General features: G+C 69.8%; 15 protein-coding genes. 8 read left to right on the forward strand and 7 right to left on the reverse strand.

Going from position 1 to position 21292, the window contains the following annotated elements; all coding sequences use genetic code 11:
• Nucleotides 1-10 precede the first annotated feature (10 nt).
• From ACIBK4_RS26970 to ACIBK4_RS26980, 3 genes are all read left to right on the forward strand, one after another.
• Entirely contained in the window at nucleotides 11-589 is a 579-nt protein-coding gene (locus tag ACIBK4_RS26970; RefSeq protein ID WP_398998394.1) for a TetR/AcrR family transcriptional regulator, read from the forward strand.
• 168 nt (nucleotides 590-757) lie between these two features.
• Entirely contained in the window at nucleotides 758-1030 is a 273-nt protein-coding gene (locus ACIBK4_RS26975) for an epoxide hydrolase N-terminal domain-containing protein (protein ID WP_398998396.1), read from the forward strand.
• Nucleotides 1027-1557 (forward strand): hypothetical protein, encoded by a 531-nt coding sequence (locus ACIBK4_RS26980; protein ID WP_398998398.1) that lies wholly within the window; start codon nucleotides 1027-1029, stop codon nucleotides 1555-1557. Before ACIBK4_RS26975 ends, ACIBK4_RS26980 begins: the two co-directional genes overlap by 4 nt.
• On the opposite strand, the gene ACIBK4_RS26985 is transcribed toward ACIBK4_RS26980, so the two are convergent.
• From ACIBK4_RS26985 to ACIBK4_RS26995, 3 genes are all read right to left on the reverse strand, one after another.
• Nucleotides 1497-2093 (reverse strand): short chain dehydrogenase, encoded by a 597-nt coding sequence (locus ACIBK4_RS26985; protein ID WP_398999198.1) that lies wholly within the window; start codon nucleotides 2091-2093, stop codon nucleotides 1497-1499. The genes ACIBK4_RS26980 and ACIBK4_RS26985 overlap by 61 nt on opposite strands.
• 74 nt (nucleotides 2094-2167) lie before the next feature.
• Nucleotides 2168-3160: a hypothetical protein gene (locus ACIBK4_RS26990; RefSeq protein WP_398998400.1), complete on the reverse strand. Its 993-nt coding sequence runs from the start codon at nucleotides 3158-3160 to the stop codon at nucleotides 2168-2170.
• Between the two features lie 172 nt (nucleotides 3161-3332).
• On the reverse strand, nucleotides 3333-4262 hold the full coding sequence (locus ACIBK4_RS26995) for an NADP-dependent oxidoreductase (protein WP_398999200.1): 930 nt from the start codon (nucleotides 4260-4262) through the stop codon (nucleotides 3333-3335).
• Nucleotides 4263-4357: 95 nt separating this feature from the next.
• Here ACIBK4_RS26995 and ACIBK4_RS27000 point away from each other — a divergent pair, with 95 nt between their 5' ends.
• Entirely contained in the window at nucleotides 4358-4750 is a 393-nt protein-coding gene (locus ACIBK4_RS27000; protein WP_398998402.1) for a winged helix-turn-helix transcriptional regulator, read from the forward strand.
• 16 nt (nucleotides 4751-4766) lie between these two features.
• Here ACIBK4_RS27000 and ACIBK4_RS27005 read toward each other — a convergent pair whose 3' ends face one another.
• Together ACIBK4_RS27005 and ACIBK4_RS27010 are read right to left on the reverse strand one after the other, a co-directional pair.
• Nucleotides 4767-5594, reverse strand: coding sequence for an alpha/beta fold hydrolase (locus ACIBK4_RS27005; RefSeq protein ID WP_398998404.1), 828 nt, complete (start codon nucleotides 5592-5594; stop codon nucleotides 4767-4769).
• Nucleotides 5595-5710: 116 nt separating this feature from the next.
• Nucleotides 5711-6376, reverse strand: a complete 666-nt coding sequence (locus ACIBK4_RS27010) for a DUF4097 family beta strand repeat-containing protein (protein WP_398998406.1) — start codon at nucleotides 6374-6376, stop codon at nucleotides 5711-5713.
• Between the two features lie 239 nt (nucleotides 6377-6615).
• On the opposite strand from ACIBK4_RS27010, the gene ACIBK4_RS27015 reads away from it, so the two are divergent.
• Nucleotides 6616-7413 carry a helix-turn-helix domain-containing protein gene (locus ACIBK4_RS27015; protein ID WP_398998408.1) on the forward strand — a complete coding sequence of 266 codons (798 nt, stop codon included), beginning with the start codon at nucleotides 6616-6618 and terminating at the stop codon, nucleotides 7411-7413.
• A 22-nt stretch (nucleotides 7414-7435) separates the two neighbouring features.
• On the opposite strand, the gene ACIBK4_RS27020 is transcribed toward ACIBK4_RS27015, so the two are convergent.
• Nucleotides 7436-8386, reverse strand: a complete 951-nt coding sequence (locus tag ACIBK4_RS27020) for an alpha/beta hydrolase (protein WP_398998411.1) — start codon at nucleotides 8384-8386, stop codon at nucleotides 7436-7438.
• Between the two features lie 376 nt (nucleotides 8387-8762).
• Here ACIBK4_RS27020 and ACIBK4_RS27025 point away from each other — a divergent pair, with 376 nt between their 5' ends.
• From ACIBK4_RS27025 to ACIBK4_RS27035, 3 genes are read left to right on the forward strand one after another with little or no spacing between them, the layout of a single operon-like run.
• The gene (locus ACIBK4_RS27025; protein WP_398998413.1) at nucleotides 8763-18335 is read left to right on the forward strand and encodes a LamG-like jellyroll fold domain-containing protein; all 9573 of its coding nucleotides are present in this window, start codon (nucleotides 8763-8765) and stop codon (nucleotides 18333-18335) included.
• A gap of 20 nt (nucleotides 18336-18355) precedes the next feature.
• Entirely contained in the window at nucleotides 18356-19414 is a 1059-nt protein-coding gene (locus ACIBK4_RS27030; RefSeq protein WP_398998415.1) for a hypothetical protein, read from the forward strand.
• Nucleotides 19405-19896, forward strand: a complete 492-nt coding sequence (locus ACIBK4_RS27035; RefSeq protein ID WP_398998417.1) for a hypothetical protein — start codon at nucleotides 19405-19407, stop codon at nucleotides 19894-19896. Before ACIBK4_RS27030 ends, ACIBK4_RS27035 begins: the two co-directional genes overlap by 10 nt.
• Nucleotides 19897-20247: 351 nt before the next feature.
• On the opposite strand, the gene ACIBK4_RS27040 is transcribed toward ACIBK4_RS27035, so the two are convergent.
• Nucleotides 20248-21231 carry an AraC family transcriptional regulator gene (locus tag ACIBK4_RS27040; protein ID WP_398998419.1) on the reverse strand — a complete coding sequence of 328 codons (984 nt, stop codon included), beginning with the start codon at nucleotides 21229-21231 and terminating at the stop codon, nucleotides 20248-20250.
• Nucleotides 21232-21292 lie beyond the last annotated feature (61 nt).

The raw sequence follows: 21292 nt of genomic DNA on the forward strand, positions 1-21292 counted from the left end.
GAATCGAGGCATGACCGCCAAAGGCCTGGCCACACGGCACCGCATCGTGGTCGCGGCCGCCCTGTTGATCCGGGAGAAGGGTGCGGCGGAGACGACCCTGGACGATGTGCGGGCCGCGACGTCGACGAGCAAGAGCCAGCTCTTCCACTACTTTCCGGACGGCCGGATCGACATGCTCGTGGCGGTCGCCCGGCATGAGGCGGACCAGGTCCTGGAGGCGCAGCGGCCCCATCTGGACGAGCTGACGACCTGGGAGGCCTGGCAGGCGTGGCGCAAGGCGGTGCTTCGTCACTACGGCGAGCTGGGGCGCCGCTGTCCGTTGGGGAGCCTTACGTCTGAACTCGGCAAGTCGTCCGCCGACGCGCGAACGGTGGTCTCGGATCTGTTCGCGACGTGGGAGGCGGCCCTGCTGCGCGGTACGGGGGCGATGCTGGCCGACCGCAGGGCGGCGGTCGGTTGTGCGCGGAGTGTTCTGGCGGCGGTTCAGGGGGGTGTGGTGCTGCTGCAGATGACGGATCGGATCGAGTATTTGGAGGCGGCGCTTACGGCTGCGATCGAGCCGATGAGGTCTGTGGTGCCGAAGTCGTAGGCGTGGTCGTATGTGCGTGGTCGTGGTCGTAGTCGAGGTCGGACTGGGGGAGCGGAGGCGTCAGGGGGAGGTGTCGGGCTGAAGATTGGACTTTGCAGTCCTTGTTTGGCGGCCCAGGGTTGGACTATGAGGTCCATGTGAGGCCTCGGTCATTGGCGCGAGGCCGTCGTGCGGCGCCGGCGTACGGCCTACCTCAGGCCGCTGGTCGAGTACCGGGCCGACGGTTTCGACTGGCGGGCGGTGGAGGCTCGGCTGAACGGCTACGGCCAGTACAAGGTGGAGGTGGAGATCGACGGCACCCCGTCCACTTCGTTCGCAAGCCCGGCAAGAGACCGAACCCGACTCCGCTGCCGACCCTGCCCGGCTTCGTGTGGTCCACCCCCGTCACCCGGGGCGACCTCAACTAGTGGAAGACCGCCGACATCCTGCACAGGCTCATGACCGACGTCCTGGGCTACGAGAAGTACGGGTCACTGGGCTCCGACTACGGCGCCCTCGTCAACAGCGTGCTCGGCCACAAGTACAACGACAGCGTCATCGCCCTGCACTACGGCCACGATCTGCCCCCGGGCATGCTCCAGCACGAGCGCCTCTGGGACCTCACGGCGGGCGAGCCGATTCCCGCGGACGCGTCGCCCCAACTCCGCGCGGACATCCTCAAGTTGCACGCCACGTACGCCTCCCACGTCACCACCGTCGAAGGACGCATCGCCGCCTTCGAGAACAGCCTCACCCGCGACATGTTCTACGCGGTCAACGTCAACGCCCATGACAGGGCGGCCACTTCGGGCACTGCGAAAACCCGGAGGCCTACGTCGGTGACGTCCGCGAGACGTTCCGCAAGGTGCGCTGACCTCACGAAACGGGCGGTGACTGACACCTGGCAGCTGTCACTGACACCCGGCTGTCACCGCGACGAAGGCGTCAGGACCCGCCCCTGCATCTCGCCCGTGACAGCCTCGACGTAGGCGTCGGCGACATCGCTCACGGGCGTGCCTCCCTCGGTGTCCATGCCGAGCTCTTCGAGTGTCTCCGTCACCCATCCCGGGCTGACGACGTTCACCCTCAGCCCGCGGGGCATCTCGATGGCGGCGGCCTGAACGAGCGCCTCCAGTCCGGCATTGACAAGCGCGCCGAACGAACTGCCCGGCGTCGGCTCCTGAAAGACGCCGCTGGTGAGCGTGACGGAACCGCCGTCCCGTACGTGTTCCAGAGCCCGGCGCAACAGCGTCACTTGGCCCAGCAACTTGCCTTTGAGACCGAGGGTGAACGCGTCGTCGGAGGGGGAGTCGAGCGGGGTCAACCGGCCGCTGGCCGCACAGCAGATGACGGCGTCCACCGCACCGACAGTCGCGAACAGGGCGTCGATGGAGCTTGGCGTCTCAAGGTCGACCCGTGTGGTGGTGCTGTTGCGCGAGGCCCGGATCACCTCGTGCCCGGTCGCCAACGCGTCCGCGACCGCACGCCCGATGGTGCCGGTCGCTCCGATCACCACGATCCTCATGTTGATTCCTTCTGTCGTCGAGTGAGGTGGGCCGGCCTTCTCGGGGCCGGTCAGCCGGTCGGCGGGTCGGTCGATCAGTCGGTCACCGGCTGCCATCGGCTTTCCTGTGCGGGGTCGATGCCGCTGCGCCACACCAGCGTCCCGTCGATCAGGCCCGGTTTGTCGCGCGTGGCGAGGGAGGGGGCTTCGAGCATGTCGGCGGTCTCTTCCAAGTACGTGACCAGGGTGTCGAGTTCGTCGCCGGGGGGTTCGTTGTGGCGGGACCAGGAGCCCAAGTAGCCGGTCGCGGCGTCCAGATACAACCCCATGGTGCTGTCGGCCGGACCCAGGGCGACGACCGGAATCCGGGTCGCCTTCCATACGGTAATCCGCTCCTCCTCGGGGCGGTTGGCGTTGAGGGCGTCCTGGTGAGCCTGGGCAGCTGTCTTCAGCCGATGGCAGGCGGCCACGGAGTCCAGACTCATCAGAGCCATGTTGCCCGGAAGGCAACCCCGGCCATCGGCCCCGTCGTCACCTGCGCTCAGCATCCACAGGACGCGCAGCTCGACGGGTACCGGGATGCCGAGTTCCTCTTCCAGAGCGGCGATGGCGGCAGGGCCGGCGCCGGTGCGGAGCGCGGCGTGGGAGTCGGGGGCGTTGGTCTGGAGCCAGGCGACGATGCGATACCAGGCATCGGCGACCTCCCTCACGGTGAGCGCGGCAGCGGCGGGGTCGGCAAGCTGTCCCTGTCTCTGTCCCTGTCCCTGACCCCGTGGTCCCCGTCCCTGCTCTTGCCTCTGCTCGTGGGCGTCTGTGGAGAGCTCGGCGGAGGGTTCGTTGGCGGGAGCCGCTCTCAGGAACCGGATCTCTATACGGTCCGGCTCGCGTATGTAGCCGAGGGACAGGTCGGGGCAGTCCTCGAACATGTCCCCGTCGACCGTCACGTTCAGGATGCCGGGCAGCCCCGAGGGCCGGCCCATGTCCGGGTCGTCGGCCAACTGGCCGGCCACAGCCTTCAGCGCGTAGGGAACACCCGCCCCGAGCCGGGCGGCGATGTCGCGTACGTCCGGCTGGATCTCGACCTTCACGGACTGGTGCTCCTTGCTGCGCCTTGGCGGTCGGACGGAGGGCGACGCCCCTCAACACACTAGGCCTGCACGTGAGTTGAGCGGTGGCCGGCTGGGGCGGACGCGTGGCATCCAGGACGGGAGTCGGATGCCCCGAGGGGCCGAAGCGATGGTCGAGTGCCCCACGACGGGATCACACGGTGAGGACGAGCTTGCCCTGGAGGTGACCGGCGTCGAGCAGCCGGTGTGCGTCGGCGACGCGCTCGAACGGGAACGTCTCCTGCACATGGACCCGGAGCCCGCCCCGTTCGACGAGGTCGACGAGACCGCGCAGCGCGACCGGATCGGGGTCGACCGCGATGCCGCTGAAACGCATGCCGGCGGCCTCGTACCGGGCGACGAGTTCCGCGTCCTCCTCGGCGACCGCGGTCACCAAGTGCCCACCGGGGCGCAGCACTTCGAGCGACCGCTCGACGCTGTCGCCGCCGATCGTGTCGAGCACGAGGTCGATGTCGCGGACCGCCTTGGTGAAGTCGACCGCCGTGTAGTCGATCACCTCGTCGGCACCGAACCCCTCGACGAACGTCCGCTTGCTCCCGCTCGCGGTCGCGATCACATACGCACCGAGCGCTTTCGCGATCTGGACGGCGACATGGCCGACCCCGCCCCCACCGCCATGCACCAGGACGCGGTCACCCTCGCGCACGCCCCCGAGGTCGACGAGGCCCTGCCACGCCGTCAGCCCGACGACCGGCAGCGCCGCCGCCTCGACATGCGAGAGCGACGCCGGCTTGCGCGCCAGGTGCAACGCCGGCGCCGCCACGACCTCGGCGTACGCGCTCGCCGCTCGCGGGAACAACGGCATCCCGAACACCTCGTCGCCAGGCTTGAACCGCCATGTCTGCGGCGCCTGTTCGACCACTCCGCTGATGTCCCAGCCGAGGACGAACGGCGGCGGCCCGATCAGCGGGAACTCGCCGGCACGCAGACGCGCCTCCAGCGGATTCAGCCCGATCGCCCTGACACGGACGAGAACCTCGGTCGGCAGGGGCCGGGGCTCGGGCGCGTCCACGACGGTGAGCACCTCGGGACCGCCGAGCGTCTGCTGGGTGATGACTCGCATGGGTTGCATGGGTCGCATGACTCTCCTGGCTCGGGAAAAGGGGGAGAGAACCCAGGCTAGGTTTCCGAAAGGAACCGCCAGGTACCTTGGGCGCCATGAGCGGTTTCGGTTCCGGTGAGTCCTTCCTCGCCGACTGCCCGGCGCGTCTGACGGTCGAACTCATCGCCGACAAGTGGACGGCGGTCGTGCTCTACGGCCTCAGCCAAGGCCCCGTGCGCCACGGCGAGTTGATCGACCTGATCGGCGGCATCTCCCGCAAGGTGCTCACCCAGACCCTCCGCCGACTCCAAGGCCACGGACTCGTCCACCGCCACGCCTACGCCGAGGCACCACCCCGTGTCGAGTACGAACTCACCCCGCTCGGCGCGACGTTGATCGACCCGATCCACATCCTGACCGAATGGGCGAGGGCGAACGGCGAGGCGGTCCTCGATGCCCTGGACACCGCCCCTGCCCCTGCCCCTGAGCCGGTCGCCCACGACGACTGAGACACCCACCGGCGGCTCATCCAAGCGGCGGACGGTCGCGGTCGAGGCCGGCGATCTCGCGTACGGCGTCGGCGACGGCCGGGGCGTCCTTCTTGAGGATCGCGTCGTGATTGCTGGCGACCTTCGCGCCGATCTCGATGTTCGCGTTGCGGGCGACCACCCCGTCGAGGCTGGCGCGGATCAGTTCCTGCTCGTCGCCCTTGCTTCCGAGGGAGGTCCCCGAAGCGACCACATAGCGCGCCGGGACGGTGATGCTGTCCAGGACGGGGCCCAACTCGCGCTCGCGGGCGATCCTGCCGAGCTCGATGTTGCTCTCCGCCATCTGCGCGGCGTTCATCCGCGGGGTCAGGCCCGTCGGCCGCAGCAGCGGCATGAACAGGTTCAACCGCCGGAACGTCTTCCGGATCCGCTGCTCCATGGCCTCGTCCAGCCAGTCGTGCGGCTGCGCGCCGTCGACCAGGACCGCGCCCAGCGTGCGGTCCGGGTTGCGGGCGGCCCAGTGCGCCGCGACGAACGCGCCGTAGGACCAGCCCACCACCAGCGCCCGGTCCACACCCCGGGCCGCGAGGACGGCGTCGACATCCCGGACCGCGGCCTCGAAGGAGTAGTCCGCGGATCGCTTCGACTTCCTGCCCCGGGCCCGCTCGTCGTAGGTGATGTGCCGCCAGTCCGGCCCCAGTTCGGCGATGACCTGCCGCCAGTACCCCTGGGTGGCGAACTGGCCGTTGAGATAGACCACGGGGATTCCGGGACCGCCGGTGTCGGTGACGGCCAGGGCCGTGTCGTCGACCGGCACCATGCCGGTCCACTTCGAACCGGTCGAGGAAGTGCTGTTCTTCGTCATGTCCTGTTCCTCCTGGTCACGTGGAGCGTCTGCTACGGCGGCTTCTTGCGGGCTGTGCGGGCTCGGCGGGTGGATCGCGCCGGGCTCGGCGGACCGTGCTGCTTGCGTTCGTTGCTTCAGAGGCTGCGTGCGGTGATGTCACCGCGGGAGGTGGTGGCGCGGACGGCGAGCTCGGTGCTGCCGTCGTTCTTGAGGGAGCTGTTGACGCGGCCGTAGCCGGTGTCGGCGTCCAGCGCGGCCGAGACGCCGGCGGCGGCGCCGACCGTGATGTCGCCGGACTCGGTGCGGAGCACGACCGTGCCGCCCACCGCCTCGGCGATCCGGATGTCGCCCCTCGCGGTGCTGATCTCGGCGGGGCCGCCCAGCCGGCCGACCTCGACGTCGCCGTCGACCGCGGTGAGCCGGACGCTCGCGGCCTCGTCGATCTTGATCCGGCGGTACGCGCCGTCGAAGGCGAGGTCACCGAGGCGTCCGACGCCACGGAGTTCGGCACCGGCGGCCGTGGCCTCGACACGGGAGCCGGCGGGCAGCTGGACGGTGACCTCCAGGGATCCGGAGGCGCCGAGGAGCTTGTTGTCGGGGGCCTGGGTCGTGATGCGCAGGACACCGTCGGCGTAGGAGACCTCCGTCCGCTCGGCGGTCCTGTTGTCGCGGCTCTTGGACGCGTCGGCCGGCCGGACCTCGACGGTGGTGTCGGCGCGGTCCGCGGCGATGAACTGGACGCGTCCGGCGGGGATGTCCAGGACGGCGGAGATCGGGGCGGGGGTGTCGAACTTCTGCATCGTGTTCTCCGGTGTCGGTTCGTTGTTTCTGACACCGGAAACGCTACGTTGCCTTTCTGGATTAGGCAACGTGCTCGTTGCACGGAATCTGCATCGATGCAGTTCAAAGCATGCGGATCGTTGCAACGAGCTTGAATGTAATGCAACAGCGGACGCTCGGGTCGTCGCAATGGGCGGAGGATGAACGCTATGGTGAGAGGGATCAGGGACCGTCACGAAGGATCACCGAGGAGACCGCGATGCCGGGAGGCAGGCTCACCCAGCAGGAACGCCGGCAGATCGCGCTGGGGCTGGCCGACAGCCTCCCCTACGCAGAGATCGCCCGCCGCCTCGACCGTCCGACCTCGACGATCACGCGCGAGGTGATGCGCAACGGCGGCCCCACCGCCTACCGCGCCGACCTGGCCCACCGCGCCACCGAACGCCGCGCCCACCGGCGCAGGCACACCCCGCCCCCGGGACAGGGGGCGCCGGCCCAGGGCGCCGGGCGCGACGAGGAAGCCGTACGCGAGTACGAGGAGGCGTTCACCACCCTTCTGATGCAACAGGGCCTGCCCAAGATGACGGCTCGGGTGCTGACCTGCCTCTTCGTCGCCGACGCGGGGAGCCTCACCGCGGCCGAACTCGTCCGGCGACTCCAGGTCAGCGCGGCGTCCGTGTCCAAGGCGATCGCCTTCCTCGAAGAGCAGGGCCTCGTCAGCCGGTCACGCGACGAACGCCGCCGCGAGCGCTACTACGTTGACGACGACGTCTGGTACCAGTCGACGATCGCCAGCGCCCGCGGTACCGCCCAGGTCGCCGAGATCGCGCGGCAGGGCGTCGATGTCCTCGGCCGGGACAGCCAGGCCGCCGCCCGCCTGGAGAACATCGCCCGCTTCAGCGACTTCATCAGCGAGAGCATCCTCCGCGCCGCGGAGCAGGCCCGCGAAGTCCTCTACACGAAGCCCGGAGTCCCCTGCACGAAGCCCGGAGTCCTCTCCGCGAAGCCCGGAACGGTACCGGGTGACACCACCGCACCAGATCCGGACCGCGGGTAGGCGACCGCTGCTCGACGAGGAGTCAGCGGGCGTGGCCGAGCAGGTCGGTGACGTCCGCGAAGACCCGCTCTCCCGCTGCCGCGGCGGCCGGCGAGAGGGTGTCGAGGGTCAGGAAACCGTGGACCATCCCGGCCTCGCACCGATGTCTGACGGCGACGTTCGCGGCGGCCAGCCGAGCGGCATAGGCGTCGCCCTCGTCCCGCAGCGGATCGTGCTCGGCGGTGACGACGACGGTGGGCGGCAGTCCGCCGAGATCGGCGGCGTGCAGCGGGCTGACCCCGGGATCGGCGCGCCGGGACGGGTCGGGGACCCATTGCTCGGCACCCCATGCGACGTCGTCGGTCGCCAGGCCCCAGCCCGTGGCCTTCGACCGCGTGCTGGGGCGGGAGAGCGTCAGATCGGTGTTGGGGTACAGCAGGATCTGGGCGGCGGGCAGCGGCCCGCCCTCGTCACGCAGGCGCAGGCAGGCGAGCGCGGCGAGGTTGCCCCCGGAACTGTCACCCATGACGACGACCGGGCCCGCGCTCCCGGCTCCGGACACCCCGCCGGCCGCCGCCCACCGCACGGCATCCACGCAGTCGTCGACAGCGGCCGGCCACGGGTGCTCCGGAGCCCGCCGGAAGTCGACGCTCAGCACGGCCGTTCCGGTACCGAGCGCCAGTCGGCGGCATGCCCGGTCGTGCGACTCCAGATCGCCGATCGTCCACATCCCGCCATGGAAGAACACCAGGAGCGCCCCGCCCTCCACCGAAGGCCGGTAGAGGCGGGCTCCGACGGCGGCCGAGCCGACCGTCAGATCCTCGACGCGGGCGAGGCCGGGTCCCGGCGGCCGGGCTTCGGCGCCGAGTCGCTGCGCGCGGCGCAACTCCGCCGCACCCACGGCACGGGCGGGAGGCCCGGGGGCGTCTCGAACTGCCTTGATGAAGGCGGTCAGTTGGGCATCGGCGAGCGGAGGGTCGATCGGTCCGGCCATGGAGGCCAGGATGCCATCCGGATCCGTATGACGAGGGGGTGGGCGACATGACGAGGGGGTGGGTGAACAGCGGGTGTTCGGTGTGATGGCCTCCGACCCGCCGACTCCCGCCGCCTTGGCCGGCGGCGAACCGCCGTCCGCCGCGAACATGGCTCCGGAGTGGCGGCACGGTGAACAGAGGGCCGCAACCCTGTGATTTGCCCCCTTGCTCGGCAAAGGGACGTCACAGGTCTTCACAAGGGATCTTGCCCCTGGCTTCACACTGCGCTTACAACTTGGTGCCGCAGCCCGCGTGATCACGGGGGACGACCTGACGCATCGGCTGCTCCTGTCGTGGTGCGATGCGTAAAGGTCGGTGGGTGGGGTGCGTCCGCTCGTGCGGTGGCGTGTGTGGCTGGCTGTCGTTCCGTTGTTGGTGACCTTCTGGGCTCAGGAGGGCGGGGCGGCCTACGCGGCGACGCGTCCGTCAACCTCGCTGGGCTCCGGGCTGGGCCAGGTGTGGAAGTGGCTGTCGGGCTCGGACGGTTCGGGGCCCCGGTCCAGGACCGGGTCGGCCCACGACGTCCGTGCCGCGAAGTCCGGCAAGGGACGGCCGTCCGGGAAGGCGCCGGGCAAGGGCAAGGGACAACTGGCCGCCTGGAAGGCACCGAGCACCCAGGCCAAGAAGGAACGTTCCGGCAACGCATCCGTCGGCTTCGACGCGAAGACGAGCAAGCGGGTCGCCGCGAAGTCCGGCGCACAGTTCGACTACTTCCAGAACGCCGACGGATCCTTCACCCGGAAGATGTCGCAGTCCAGGATCAACTACCGTGACGCGGCCGGTACTTGGAAGTCCATCGACACGGCCGTCGCGAAGCGTGCCGACGGCCGCTGGCACGAGAAGGCGAACTCCCTCGGGGTCTCCTTCGCGTCCTCCACGGCGACGGACGGCTCGGTGACGCAGTCCGCGCTGCGGGGGAGCGGCGCCGGCTCGGTCGTACCCGCCGCCCTGACCTGGAAGACCAACGCCAAGACCAAGGCCAGGACCGCTTCCGCCCTCCAGGCCGACGCCACCGACGATCCGACGGCCACTCCCACTCCCACCCCCACCGTCAGCTCCGGAACCTCCGCCCAGGGCGACCTGGCGACCCTGACGCTCTCCGACTCGGAGTCGGTGTCCTGGTCGCTCGCCGGTGCGAACGCCGTCACCGGCACGGCCTCCGGCTCCGGCGTCGAGTACGACGACGTCCTCACCGACACGAACCTCGTTCTCGCGCCGACCGCGAACGGTGTGAAGGAGTCCCTGGTGCTGGCCTCGGCGAACGCGCCGACCAGCTGGGTCTTCCCGATGTCCCTCAAGGGCCTCACCCTGACCACCGCGTCCGACGGCACGGTGGAACTGGTCGACGGCAGCGGCACGGTCATGGCCACGCTGCCGCAGCCCTTCGCGCGTGACGCCTACGTCGACCCGACCACCGGCGAGTCCCACGACAACTGGGCCATGACCTACAGCGTCACCGAGGTCGACGGCACCCCCGCCGTGAAGATGTCGCTGGATCCCTCCTGGCTCGCCGGCTCCGACATCACCTTCCCGGTGACCGTCGACCCGACGATGACGGTGTCGACCTCCGGCCAGAACCTCACGACGTACGTGTACTACCCGAACACCGCCGACTACTCCTCGGACACGATGCTGCGCGTCGGCACTCCGGACGGCGGCTCGTACATCGGCCAGGCGTTCATGAAGTTCCTCGGGCTGCCGGACACCGACGGTTACCACATCACCGACGCCGACCTGCACCTGTTCAACGTGTGGGCGTACACGTGCAGTTCCTCCACCTCGTACAGCGTGTACCCGATCAGCGAGCAGTGGTGGGTGACCGGCCAGAAGTCCTGGTCGGACCGGCCCGCGACGGCCGCCGCCATCGGGACCTGGTCGGGCACGGTCTCCGACACGGTGTGCGGGAACACCTCGGTGTCCACCGGCACCGGCCAGTGGCAGACCACCGACCTGGACACCGACTACTTCCAGAAGATCGCCCTGGGGCAGACCAGCAACTACGGCCTGTCCGTGTTCAGTTCGGCGACCAGCTCCTACCAGTGGAAGAAGTTCGACTCCGACCAGGTCGACTCGCACTCCCCGTACGTCACGGTCACCTACAGCAAGAACTCCGCGCCGGACATCGAACACACCTATCCCAAGGCGAACTTCACCTCCCCCTCCCTGCGACCGCAGCTCCAGGTCAAGGCGGTCGACCCGGACTCCTGGCCCACCACTCCGCTGAAGTACGACTTCGCGGTGTACTCCTCGGCGGGCAAGCAGATCGACACCTCCGGCTGGCAGTCCTCCGCCAAGTGGACCGTGCCGTCAGGGGACTTGGACTGGTCGACGTCGTACTACTGGACGGTGTCGGCGAACGACGGCTGGTCGACGACCACGAGCGGCAGCCAACCGCTGTCGACGCTGGTGGCGCAGCCACTGGTCGCCTCCCGGCTGGCGCAGAACGGCGGTCACGGCTACGACGAGGAGGCCGGCAACTACACCACCTCCGCCACCGACGCCTCCGTCTCCACCGTCGGCCCGCCCCTGGACGTGACCCGCTCCTACAACTCCCTGGACACCAGCACCGCCGGAGCCTTCGGCGCGGGCTGGTCGGCGCTCGCCGACATGCGGGCGGTGATGGACGACGACGGTTCCAAGAGCGTGGTGGTCACCGACGACGGCGGAAAACAGGAACGCTGGGGCTACTCGTCCTCCGGGTACACCTCGCCGACCGGCACCTACGGCACCTTCAAGGCGCTCTCCGCCGGCTACTCGCTGACCGAGACCTCGGGCACGACGTACACCTTCGCCGCGCCGGGCGGCACCAACATCTGGCTGCTGTCGCAGATCAAGACGCACGCCGGACTGACCGAGACGCTCACCTACGACTCCTCGTACCGGCTGAGCACCATCAAGAACGACGTCTCCGCCCGCACGCTGCACTTCGCCTGGACCAAGCCCTCGGGCGCCGCGCACTACCACGTCCACACGGTCACCACCGACGCGGCCACCGGCGGCGACACCTCCACCGCGGCCCTGTGGACCTACGGCTACACCGGTGACCAGCTCACCTCCGTGTGTCCGCCCGCCACCAACAGCCCCTCGTCCGCGTCGACTTCGTGCTACGCCTACACCTACATCGCGGGCTCCAACTACCCCTCCGCCGCCCTGGACGCCGGCCCCAGCGGCTACTGGCGCCTGGACGAACCGTCCGGCAGCACCACCGCGGCCTCCTCCGTGCTGGCCAACGAGCAGACGGACGCGGGCAGTTACAAGAACGCCACGCTCGGCTCCACCACCGGCCCGCTCACCGGCTCGACGGCGACGGCCCTGACCCTCGCCGGCACCGGCTACGCGAAGGTCCCCGCCGGACTGCTCCACGCCAGCACCACCCGTGCCCTGTCCCTGTGGTTCAAGACCTCCAAGAAGGGCGTCCTGATCGGCGATCAGTCCAAGGCCGTCGCCGGCACAGAGGCCACCGGCTCCTGGACCCCGGTCCTGTACGTGGGCTCGGACAGCAAGCTGCACGGCCACTGGTGGAGCGTGAGCGGTTCGGGCAGCGCCGACTTCGGCTCCACCGGCACGGTCACCGACAACACCTGGCACCACGCCGTGCTCAGCTCCGACGGCAGCACCCAGACCCTCTACCTGGACGGCACCAAGCAGGACACCTTCTCCGGCACCCCCGACGACCAGGACAACGCCTACACCTACATCGGCGCCGGTTTCGCCGACTCCTGGCTCGACTCGCCCGGCGCCGTCAGCTACTTCACCGGCTCCATCGCCGACGTCTCCTTCTACAGCCACCCCATCACCGCCTCCCAGGTCGACGACCTGTACGCCGACGGCACCACCAGCGCGGCCCTGCTGACCAAGGCGGCGAGCCCCGCCGGCCGTACCAGCGCGGCTGTCGCCTACGACACCGACGCCGACCGGCTGACCCAGGTCACCGACGAGAAGGGCGGCACCTGGAAGCTCGGCACGCCCACCGTGGCGGGCTCCAGCGCGGTCTACCGGGGCACGGTGCTGGGCGCGGACCCGGCCGGGTACTGGCAGTTGGGCGACGACAGCGACGACGGTTCGGCCACGTACGCGGCCGACGAGGTCAACGGCGGCGACGGCACGTACAACAACGTGACCCTCGGCGTCAGCGGCCCGTTCAGCGCCAAGGACAGCACCGCGAACACGGCCGCGTCCTTCGACGGCTCCAGCTCGTACGTCTCCGTACCGGCCGACCTGCTGCACACCGACACCAAGCGCAGTGTCGGCATCTGGTTCAAGACCTCCACCTCCGGCGTGCTGATCGGCGACCAGTCCACGGCGATCGACGGGGCCACCGACGCCTCCGGCAGCTGGACGCCCGTCCTCTACGTCGGCTCGGACGGCAAGCTGCACGGCCATTGGTGGAGCGTGAGCGGTTCGGGCAGCGCCGACTTCGGCTCCAGCGGCACGGTCACCGACAACGCGTGGCACTACGCGGTCCTCAGCTGCGACGTCGACAGCCAGGCGCTGTTCCTGGACGGCACCAAGCAGGACACGTTCGCCGGCACCCCGGCCGACCAGTCCAACACCCTCACCTACATCGGCGCGGGCTTCGCCAAGAGCTGGCTCGACTCACCCGGCAGCGTCAGCTACTTCAAGGGCTCCATCTCGGATGTCGCCTTCTACGACCACAATCTGACGTCGGCTCAGGTCGCCGGCCAGTGGAACGCCTACAAGCAGTCCACCGGCACCATCGCCACCGAGTCCGTCGACGTCACCGACCCCGGCGCCAACACCCTCACCAGCACCTACGACCTGTCCAACGGCGGCCGGATCCTGACCGACACGGACGGCACCGGAGCCACGACGTCGTACGGCTACGACACCTCCGGCTTCCTCCACACGACCACCGACGGCAACGGGAACGTGACCACCACCGGCCACAACTCCCGCGGTGACATGGTCTCCCGCACGACCTGCCAGGACCAGTCGGACTCCCTGTGCTCGACGTCGTACTTCACCTACTACCTCAACGCCGACTCCGACACGGACCCGCGCAACGACAAGCTCCTGACCTCGTCCGACGGACGGTCGTCGAGCTCGACGGACACCACCTACCGCACCGCCAACTCCTATGACACCAACGGCAATCTGCTCACCACGATCACCCCGCCCGTCACCGGCCACACCGCCGGCCTGACGACCAGGAAGACGTACACGCTCTCCACCACGGCCGGTTATGTCTCCGGTACCACGGCTCCCGCCGGTCTGCTCGCCTCGACGGTGACACCGGGCGGTGCGACGACGTCGTACGTCTACTTCGCGAACGGTGATCTCGCCCAGGAGACCTCGCCGTTGGGCCTGGTCACCCGGTACACGTACGACGCGCTCGGCCGCGTCCTGACGAAGACCGAGATCTCCGACACCTACCCGGCGGGCCTGGTCACCCACTACACCTACGACCCGCTGGGCCGTGTCCTCACCGAACTCGACCCGGGCACGACGAACGCGGTGAACCAGGCGGTCGTCCACACCGCCCTGACGACCAAGACCTACGACGCGGACGGCAACACCCTCACCAGCACGGTCTCCGACACCACCGGCGGCGACACCGCCCGCACCACGAGCACCGTCTACAACGACTTCGGCCAACCGAAGACCGTCACCGACCCCGAACAGCACACCACCGCCTTCACCTACGACGCCTACGGCAACAAGCAGGGCGAGACAGACGCCGGTGGCCAGGTCTACGCCTTCACCCACGACGCCAACGGCAATCTGCTGACCACCACCCTCACCAACTACACGGGTTCCTCGGCCACTTCCGACACGGCCGTCGCCAAGTTGACGGAACAGCGGACCTACGACCCGGGCGGCCACCTCCACACGATCACCGACGCCGTCGGCGTCACCACGACGTACGCGTACTACGACAACGGGCTGACGAAGCAGATCACCACCACCGGCTCCGCGGGCACGACCTCCGTCGACGAGCAGGACTCCTACGACGACGCCGGCAACCTCACCGCGAAGACCACCGCCAACGGCTCGCTCACCACCACGTACACGATCGACGCGGCCGACCGCACCACGGCGACCACGGAGGACCCCAACAAGCTTGCCCAGTCGACGACTTACACCTTCGACGACGACTCCCACATCCTGACCTCGACGCAGACCGACGCGGCAGGCGACCCGGCGCAGAAGCTGACGTACACCTACGACGCGGCCGGTGACGTGCTGTCCGCCGCCCAGTACGTCACCAGCTCCCTGACGCTCACCACCAAGGCCACCTATGACGACCGCGGCCTGAAGGTCACCTCGACGGACGCCCAGAACAAGGTCACCTCGTACGCCAACGACGAGGCCGGCCGGCCGACCACCACGACGAGCCCGGCGATCACGACCACCGCGCCCGGCACCGGTGCGACCGAGATCTCGTACCCGACCACGATCAACGGCTACGACACCTTCGGCGACCGCACCGCGGCCGAGGACGCGAACGGCCACATCACGGCGACCGCCTACGACCGCGACGGCCGGAAGACCGGCACCACCCTCCCCTCGTACAACGGCACCTCCGCCACCACCGCCTGGACCTACGACGCCGCCGGCAACGTCCTCAGCGAGACCGACGCCAAGGGCGAAACCGACTACGCCTACGACCAGTTGGGCGACCTGGTCCAGCAGACCAACCCGGCGATCAGCATCTCCGGCACCGCCACCCGCGGCACCTTCACCTACTCCTACGACCTGGCCGGAGACCGCCTGACCGAGACCTCGCCCTACGGATCGGTCACCCACCACACCTACGACGACCTGGGCCGCGACAGCAGCACCTGGGCCTACGTGTACACCTCCACCAGCGCGCAGACGAAGCAGGAGACCGACACCACGTACAACAGCGCGGGCCGGGTCGCCAGGACCGCGTCCGCCACCGGGGTCGCCGCCGCCTACACCTACGACGCGCTCGGCCGCACCCTCACCAGCTCCGACACGACCGGTGACACCACCGCGTACACCTACGACCTGCGCGACGACGTCATCAAGACCGTCCTGCCGGACCAGAGCGTCCGGACGGCGACCTACGACGCGGCGGGCCGCAAGACCGCGACCGCGGACACGACGTCCTCCGGCACCGTGCTGTCGTCCACCTCGGCGACGTACACCGACGACGGCCACCTCAAGACGACCACCGACGCCCGTCAGCACACGACCAGTTACGAGTACGACGACCTCGGCGACCTGACGAAGCAGACGGAACCCGTCAGCGACAACACCTCCATCGTCACCACGTACGGCTACGACGCGGCCGGACACCAGACCGCCCACACCGACGGCAACGGCGACACCACGTACTCCACGTACAACGCGCTCGGTCTGCCCGCGAGCAAGGAGGTCCCGGCGGTCACGGGCCACACCAGCGACGCCGATCGCACCACGAGCTACACCTACGACGAGCGCGGCCGGCTCGTCACCCAGACCGACCCCGGCGGCGTCACCCTCACCAACACCTACGACGCCCTGGACGACTTGACCGCACAGTCCGGTACCGGCGCCGACGCGAGCACGGCCGACCGGCGCTTCGCCTACTCGCTCAACGGCCACATGGTGGCCTCGGCCGTCGGAAACACCTGGGAGTACTACGACACCAACGCCCTCGGAGACATCCTCACCACCTCCGGCCAGGCGGGCAGTTCGTCCTTCACCTACGACGCCGACGAGAACCCGGCCACCCGCACCGACGCCTCCGGCACGAGCAGCTACACCTACGACACCGACGGACGGCTCAGCACCGACACCGACGCGAGCACCGGGACCACCCTGACCTACGGGTACAACTCCCTGTCCCAGGTCCACACCGTCGCCTACGGCGGCTCGGGCGACGTGCGCACCTACGGCTACGACGCCGAGCACCGCGAGACCTCCGACACGCTGGCCACCGCCTCCGGCACGACGGTCGCCTCGGCCTCCTACGGCTGGGACCCGGCCGGCGACCTGACGTCGAAGACCACGACCGGCGTGCAGGGCGCGTCGAGCAACACCTACGGCTACGACTGGGCGGGCCGCCTGACGTCCTGGACCTCGGGCTCCACGACCACCGGCTACACGTACGACGCCGACGGCAACCGCCTGACAGCCGGCTCGACCACGTACGCGTACGACGCCCGTGACGAGCTGACCTCCGACGGCACCCACACCTACGCCTACACGGCCCGCGGCACCCTCGCGTCGAAGGACACCACGGCGTACACCTTCGACGCCTACGGGCAGCAGATCACCGCCGGCCCGACGTCGTACACCTACGACGCGCTGGGCCGGGCCGTCACCGCGGGCGCGACCACGCTGGCCTACTCCGGCACCGGCAACACCGTGGCCTCGGACGGTACGACCACCTACAGCAGGGACGCCGAGGGCGCCGCGATCGGCGAGTCCGGCCCCACGGGAGCCACCCTGGCCCTCACCGACCTGCACGGTGACGTCGTCGGCCAGTTCACCGGCGCGGCCGCCGCCCTGACCGACTCCGCCAGCTACGACCCCTGGGGCACCGTCACGGCCGGTGGCCTCACCGGCGATCTCGGCTACCAGGGCGAGTTCACCGACCCCACCACCGGCGCCGTCGACATGCACGCCCGCTGGTACACCCCCGCCACAGGCTCCTTCGACACCGCCGACACGGTCGACAACCCGGCGGTGGGCGACTCGACCGCGGCCAACCCGTACGCCTACGGCGGCGACGCCCCGCTGACGAGCACCGACCCCAGCGGCCACTGCATAGAGGACCTCTGCATCGGTGAGGGCATCGCCCTCTACGAAGGCGCCGAGCTGCTGACCGAGGGCATCGAGGAGGGCTACGAGGCGTACGAGGGCTGGGAAGCGGGCGAGGCCGCCGACGAGGCCGCCGAGGCATCGGAGAGCGACTACTCCTACGAGGACGACGAGGAGGACATCGACAACGCCAAGCGGGAGGAGGCACGCGCCGAGGAGGAACGCTACGAGGAGGAAGAGGAGAGCGGCTCCCGTTCCTCCTCCCGCGGCGGCCGCTCGTCGTACCGGTCCTCCTACCGTTCGTCGTACGAGTACACCTCGCGTGGAACCACCGTCGCGGAGCGCGCCGAAGAGGCCGCACGGGCCGCCAGAATCGCCGCCGCCCGGCGCGCGGCGATACGCGCGGCCATCAGGGCGCACGCGATCAAGATCACGAAATCGATCGGCACGGCGACGCTGAGCGTCACGCACAGCGCGCATCTCAAGCACGTCGACCCGTTGACGAAGCTGAAGATCGCGGCGTCGCTGACGGCGATCACGTTGGGGTCGTCGAGCAACTTCTACTTCTCCGGAGGCTCGTCCGACGAGGAGTCGGAGGGATGCGGAGGCGCCGGATGGGTCAAGTACGGCGAGCGTGACTCCGGCAACGGCAACCGGGCCACCGGCGTCGATGCCTGCCTCACCGACGGCAGCCTGGGCGGCGGCACCGCCTCCAACCCCCGCGGCGTCCCCGGCTACAAATGGGCCCAGACATACGCCAAGGGGCTGGGTGTCGCCGACGCCAGGTACTCCGTGAACGCCTGTCATCTGCTGGGCGACCAGCTCGGCGGCGAAGGTGTCCTGGCCAACGAGGCGACCTGCGGCCGGTCCACGAATTCCGCCCGCCAGGATGCGACCGACCCCGGCCGGTCCGGCAACATGCGCGAGTTCGAGGACACGACGCGGGCGGAGGTGGAGTCCGGGGCCGACGTCCACTACCACGTGGAACCCGTGTACGAGGGGAACCGCACGGTGCCCTACGCCTTCGTCATGGTGGCTGCCAGCACGACCGGCGAGCTCCGCACCGACGTGGTTCCCAACGTCATCTACAGTCCGGTTCAGCATGCGTGGGTCAACATCGGCCTCACGGCGTGCGGTTCCTGCCGCGATCCGCTGCCGACCCCCGGCGTCAAGTGAGAGGCCGACCCTTGCACGACATGGTGAGCCGTCTGACCGAGTTGCTCCCGCCGCCCGAGACGGGAGTGGAACGGCAGTCCTGGGACCGGATCCAGGCCGTGTTCGGCACGCTGCCGCCCCGCGACTTCCGGGACTTCGTCGACACCTACGGCTACGGCAGCCTCGACGGGCTGCTCGGCGTCCGCCCTCCCGGCGGCCTGGGAAGAGAGGTGGCGGACCTCGCCGCACGGGAGCCGTCACCGGTGGCCGAGCAGGAGCTGAGGACCTTCGGGGGACCGGTACGGTTCCCGCCCTGGCCCGCTGAGGGAGCGCTGCTGAGCTGGGGCACCACACCGGTCGGCTTCGATCTCTTCTGGCGCAGGCGGGGCGACGACCCGGACACCTGGCCGGTGGTGGTCGCGGGTCAGCGCAGCGGGACGGCACGCGAACTGCCCTGCGGCATGGCGGAGTTCCTCGTCCTCATGCTCGGCGATCCCCTGGACCGCCCCGCCGACATCGCCGGTATCGCGGGACATCCGCACTCGCGTTACCTGGACGACCGCACGGAGGAGGAACTGGAGGACGCCGGGGACGACCCCTGGGAGTACCTCGACGACTTCTGGGACGAACACGAGCGCGAGCGGGCGGACAGCGACGAGGTCACCTGGGTGCGAGGCCCTGGACGGCACGGCGCCGACAACCCGCCCGTGCCGAGGCTCGTCGTCCGGGGCTTCGGCCTGGACGGTGACGATCTGCGGGTGTCGGCGACCCTGGACCTGGACCCGGCCGCACCGCTGGTGGCAGCCGTACGCATCGGCGGCCCGAACGGGGACGTCCTGCGCCGTGCGGGCGTCCCGGTGCTCATGTCGGGTGGCGCCGGGCAACCGCTCGTCCTCGACATCAGGCTGCCCGAGGACACGAACGGGACGGGCAGGTCGTGGCGGGAGCTGGTGCACGCCATGACCCACGAGCCCGAGTGGAGGCTGTCGCTCTCGGTGGAGGACCCGGCGATCGGTGCCGCACGCGCGCGGCACGGCATCGTCACGGGCGTCGGCATGGAGGAGAGCGGGGTGAACACGGCATGGGGATCATGGCCGTGAACCGTGGAAAGCCTCGCGCCGCTCTCGTCGCCACAGCGGTGGCGGCCGCGGCGGCGACGATCGCCGGCTGGCTCCTGTTCGCGACGAACACGCCCCCACCGTCCGCCCCGGCCCCCGTCTCGCACGTCGACACCGCCACCCGAGCCTGTCTCCTGACGTCCACGGACACGGATACGACCGGCACGTGGGCGGCGATGCGGGACATGGCACGGACGAGCGCCACGAATGTGGTGGTGCAGCGGTACCGCCTGCCGGCCTCCGCGAACGGGCCGGCCTACGTCAACACCCTCGTCCAACTGCGCTGTTCCACGATCATCACCACCGGCGACGCGGCACGCTCCGCGATCGCTGCCCGACTCACCGCCGGACGCGTCCCGCACGTCCACTTCGTGGTGGTCGCCGACCGGCCGGTGCCCGGAGCGACCCGTATGAGCCCGGACGCGGTGAGCGCGGCGTCCGTGGCCCGGGCGACAACTCGCTGACTCGCCGACTCGCCGAGCGGTGCGCGCAGTCGCCTCGGAGCCGATCCCGCCGCCTGAACCGGGGACCGTCCGGGCCGGCGCCGACTCCGGCCCGGACCTTCTCCGGTGTCGAGCAGCGCACCGCGGCAGGCTCCAGGCCGCACGTGCGCTGCCGACCCGCCCGCGGCTGTCGGGGGGCGCCGACGGGCGGTGACCGGCCCGAAGCGGTGGAGACGGGCCGGTCGATGCCCGCGCGGCGGACCGAAGAGGCGGACGCGCGAACACCATGAATCTAGGGCGTGGTGGCCACCGCGCACGATCCACTGAGCGCGGCCGTTGTCCGCGCAACGCGGGGCGTGGCGTGGGCCGGGGTCACCCCGAACGCAGTGTCTGTGAGGGCAACTCGCCGAAACGCGCCCGGTAGCGGGACGCGAAGCGGCCCAGGTGGTCGAAGCTCCAACGATGGGCGACCTCGCTCACGTTCACCTCGCCCGGTGTGCCGCGGCGCAGCTCGTCGTGGGCACGGGTGAGGCGGACGTCGGTGAGGTAGGCCAGCGGGGTCATCCCGACGTACTGCTGGAAGGCTTCTTGGAGTCGCCGCACGCTCACCCCGGCGAGCACGGCCAACTCTCCTACCGTGAACGGGTGTTGCGGCATGCTGTGGATGGCCTCGACAGCACGCTTGACGGGGCCTGGGCGCAGGACCGGTGTGGGCCGGTCGAGCTCGTCGCGGTAGCGGTGGCCGGTGGCGAGGAGGAGCCCGGTCAGCAGAGCCTCCTGGAGCGGGCGGGCGACCATCGGCCGGGCGAGCAGCCCGCCGGCCCGCATCTCGTCGAACACCCCGCGGATCATCCGTACCCAGCTCAGGCCCGCGCCGTGCGCGACGTCGAGTTCGGGCGCGAGGACGACGGGGGTGCGCAACGGTCGGCCGAGAAGGCGTTCGAGTTGATCGTTGAGGGCCTTGGGGTCGATCTTCACGGCCAGCATGGAACAGTCGGTGCTCACTCGGTCCAGGGCCGTGTCGCCGTGCGGCTGGAAGACGGCGGCGTTCGCGGTGGTCGCCACCGCGTTGGTGTGCCGTCCTTGACGCCAGGCCAGGTGGCCACCCAGGGGGATGTCCACGTGGTAGGAGCCGAGTTCCCCGAACCGTATGCGTACCTCCGCGCCGAAAGAGAGCCGTCCGAGTGTGAGCGGGCCGAGTGCGGCGATGTCGTACCGGGCCGTGAACTCGGCGCTGCCGTCGGGCACGTCGATGAAGTTGGCGTAGAAGCGGTCTTGCATGACCTGTCTGGCCTCGTCCACATCCGTCGTCCGGAACTTCAGCAGATCCTGGCCCTGGTCGGGCGAGCGGTGCATACCGCGACCTCCTGCGCCTGCGGACCGTACGAGGGATGGTGCACATTCATCGTCACCTCTT

The organism is Streptomyces sp. NPDC050528 (genome assembly GCF_044457795.1).
In the GTDB taxonomy this organism is placed as follows: domain Bacteria; phylum Actinomycetota; class Actinomycetes; order Streptomycetales; family Streptomycetaceae; genus Streptomyces.

Coding starts and splice junctions, on each gene's coding strand:
- ACIBK4_RS26970 (WP_398998394.1), top strand. CDS start 11: ATGACCGCCAAAGGCCTGGCCACACGGCACCGCATCGTGGTCGCGGCC.
- ACIBK4_RS26980 (WP_398998398.1), top strand. CDS start 1,027: ATGACCGACGTCCTGGGCTACGAGAAGTACGGGTCACTGGGCTCCGAC.
- ACIBK4_RS26985 (WP_398999198.1), bottom strand. CDS start 2,093: ATGAGGATCGTGGTGATCGGAGCGACCGGCACCATCGGGCGTGCGGTC.
- ACIBK4_RS26995 (WP_398999200.1), bottom strand. CDS start 4,262: ATGCGAGTCATCACCCAGCAGACGCTCGGCGGTCCCGAGGTGCTCACC.
- ACIBK4_RS27000 (WP_398998402.1), top strand. CDS start 4,358: ATGAGCGGTTTCGGTTCCGGTGAGTCCTTCCTCGCCGACTGCCCGGCG.
- ACIBK4_RS27005 (WP_398998404.1), bottom strand. CDS start 5,594: ATGACGAAGAACAGCACTTCCTCGACCGGTTCGAAGTGGACCGGCATG.
- ACIBK4_RS27010 (WP_398998406.1), bottom strand. CDS start 6,376: ATGCAGAAGTTCGACACCCCCGCCCCGATCTCCGCCGTCCTGGACATC.
- ACIBK4_RS27015 (WP_398998408.1), top strand. CDS start 6,616: ATGCCGGGAGGCAGGCTCACCCAGCAGGAACGCCGGCAGATCGCGCTG.
- ACIBK4_RS27020 (WP_398998411.1), bottom strand. CDS start 8,386: ATGGCCGGACCGATCGACCCTCCGCTCGCCGATGCCCAACTGACCGCC.
- ACIBK4_RS27030 (WP_398998415.1), top strand. CDS start 18,356: ATGGTGAGCCGTCTGACCGAGTTGCTCCCGCCGCCCGAGACGGGAGTG.
- ACIBK4_RS27035 (WP_398998417.1), top strand. CDS start 19,405: ATGGCCGTGAACCGTGGAAAGCCTCGCGCCGCTCTCGTCGCCACAGCG.
- ACIBK4_RS27040 (WP_398998419.1), bottom strand. CDS start 21,231: ATGCACCGCTCGCCCGACCAGGGCCAGGATCTGCTGAAGTTCCGGACG.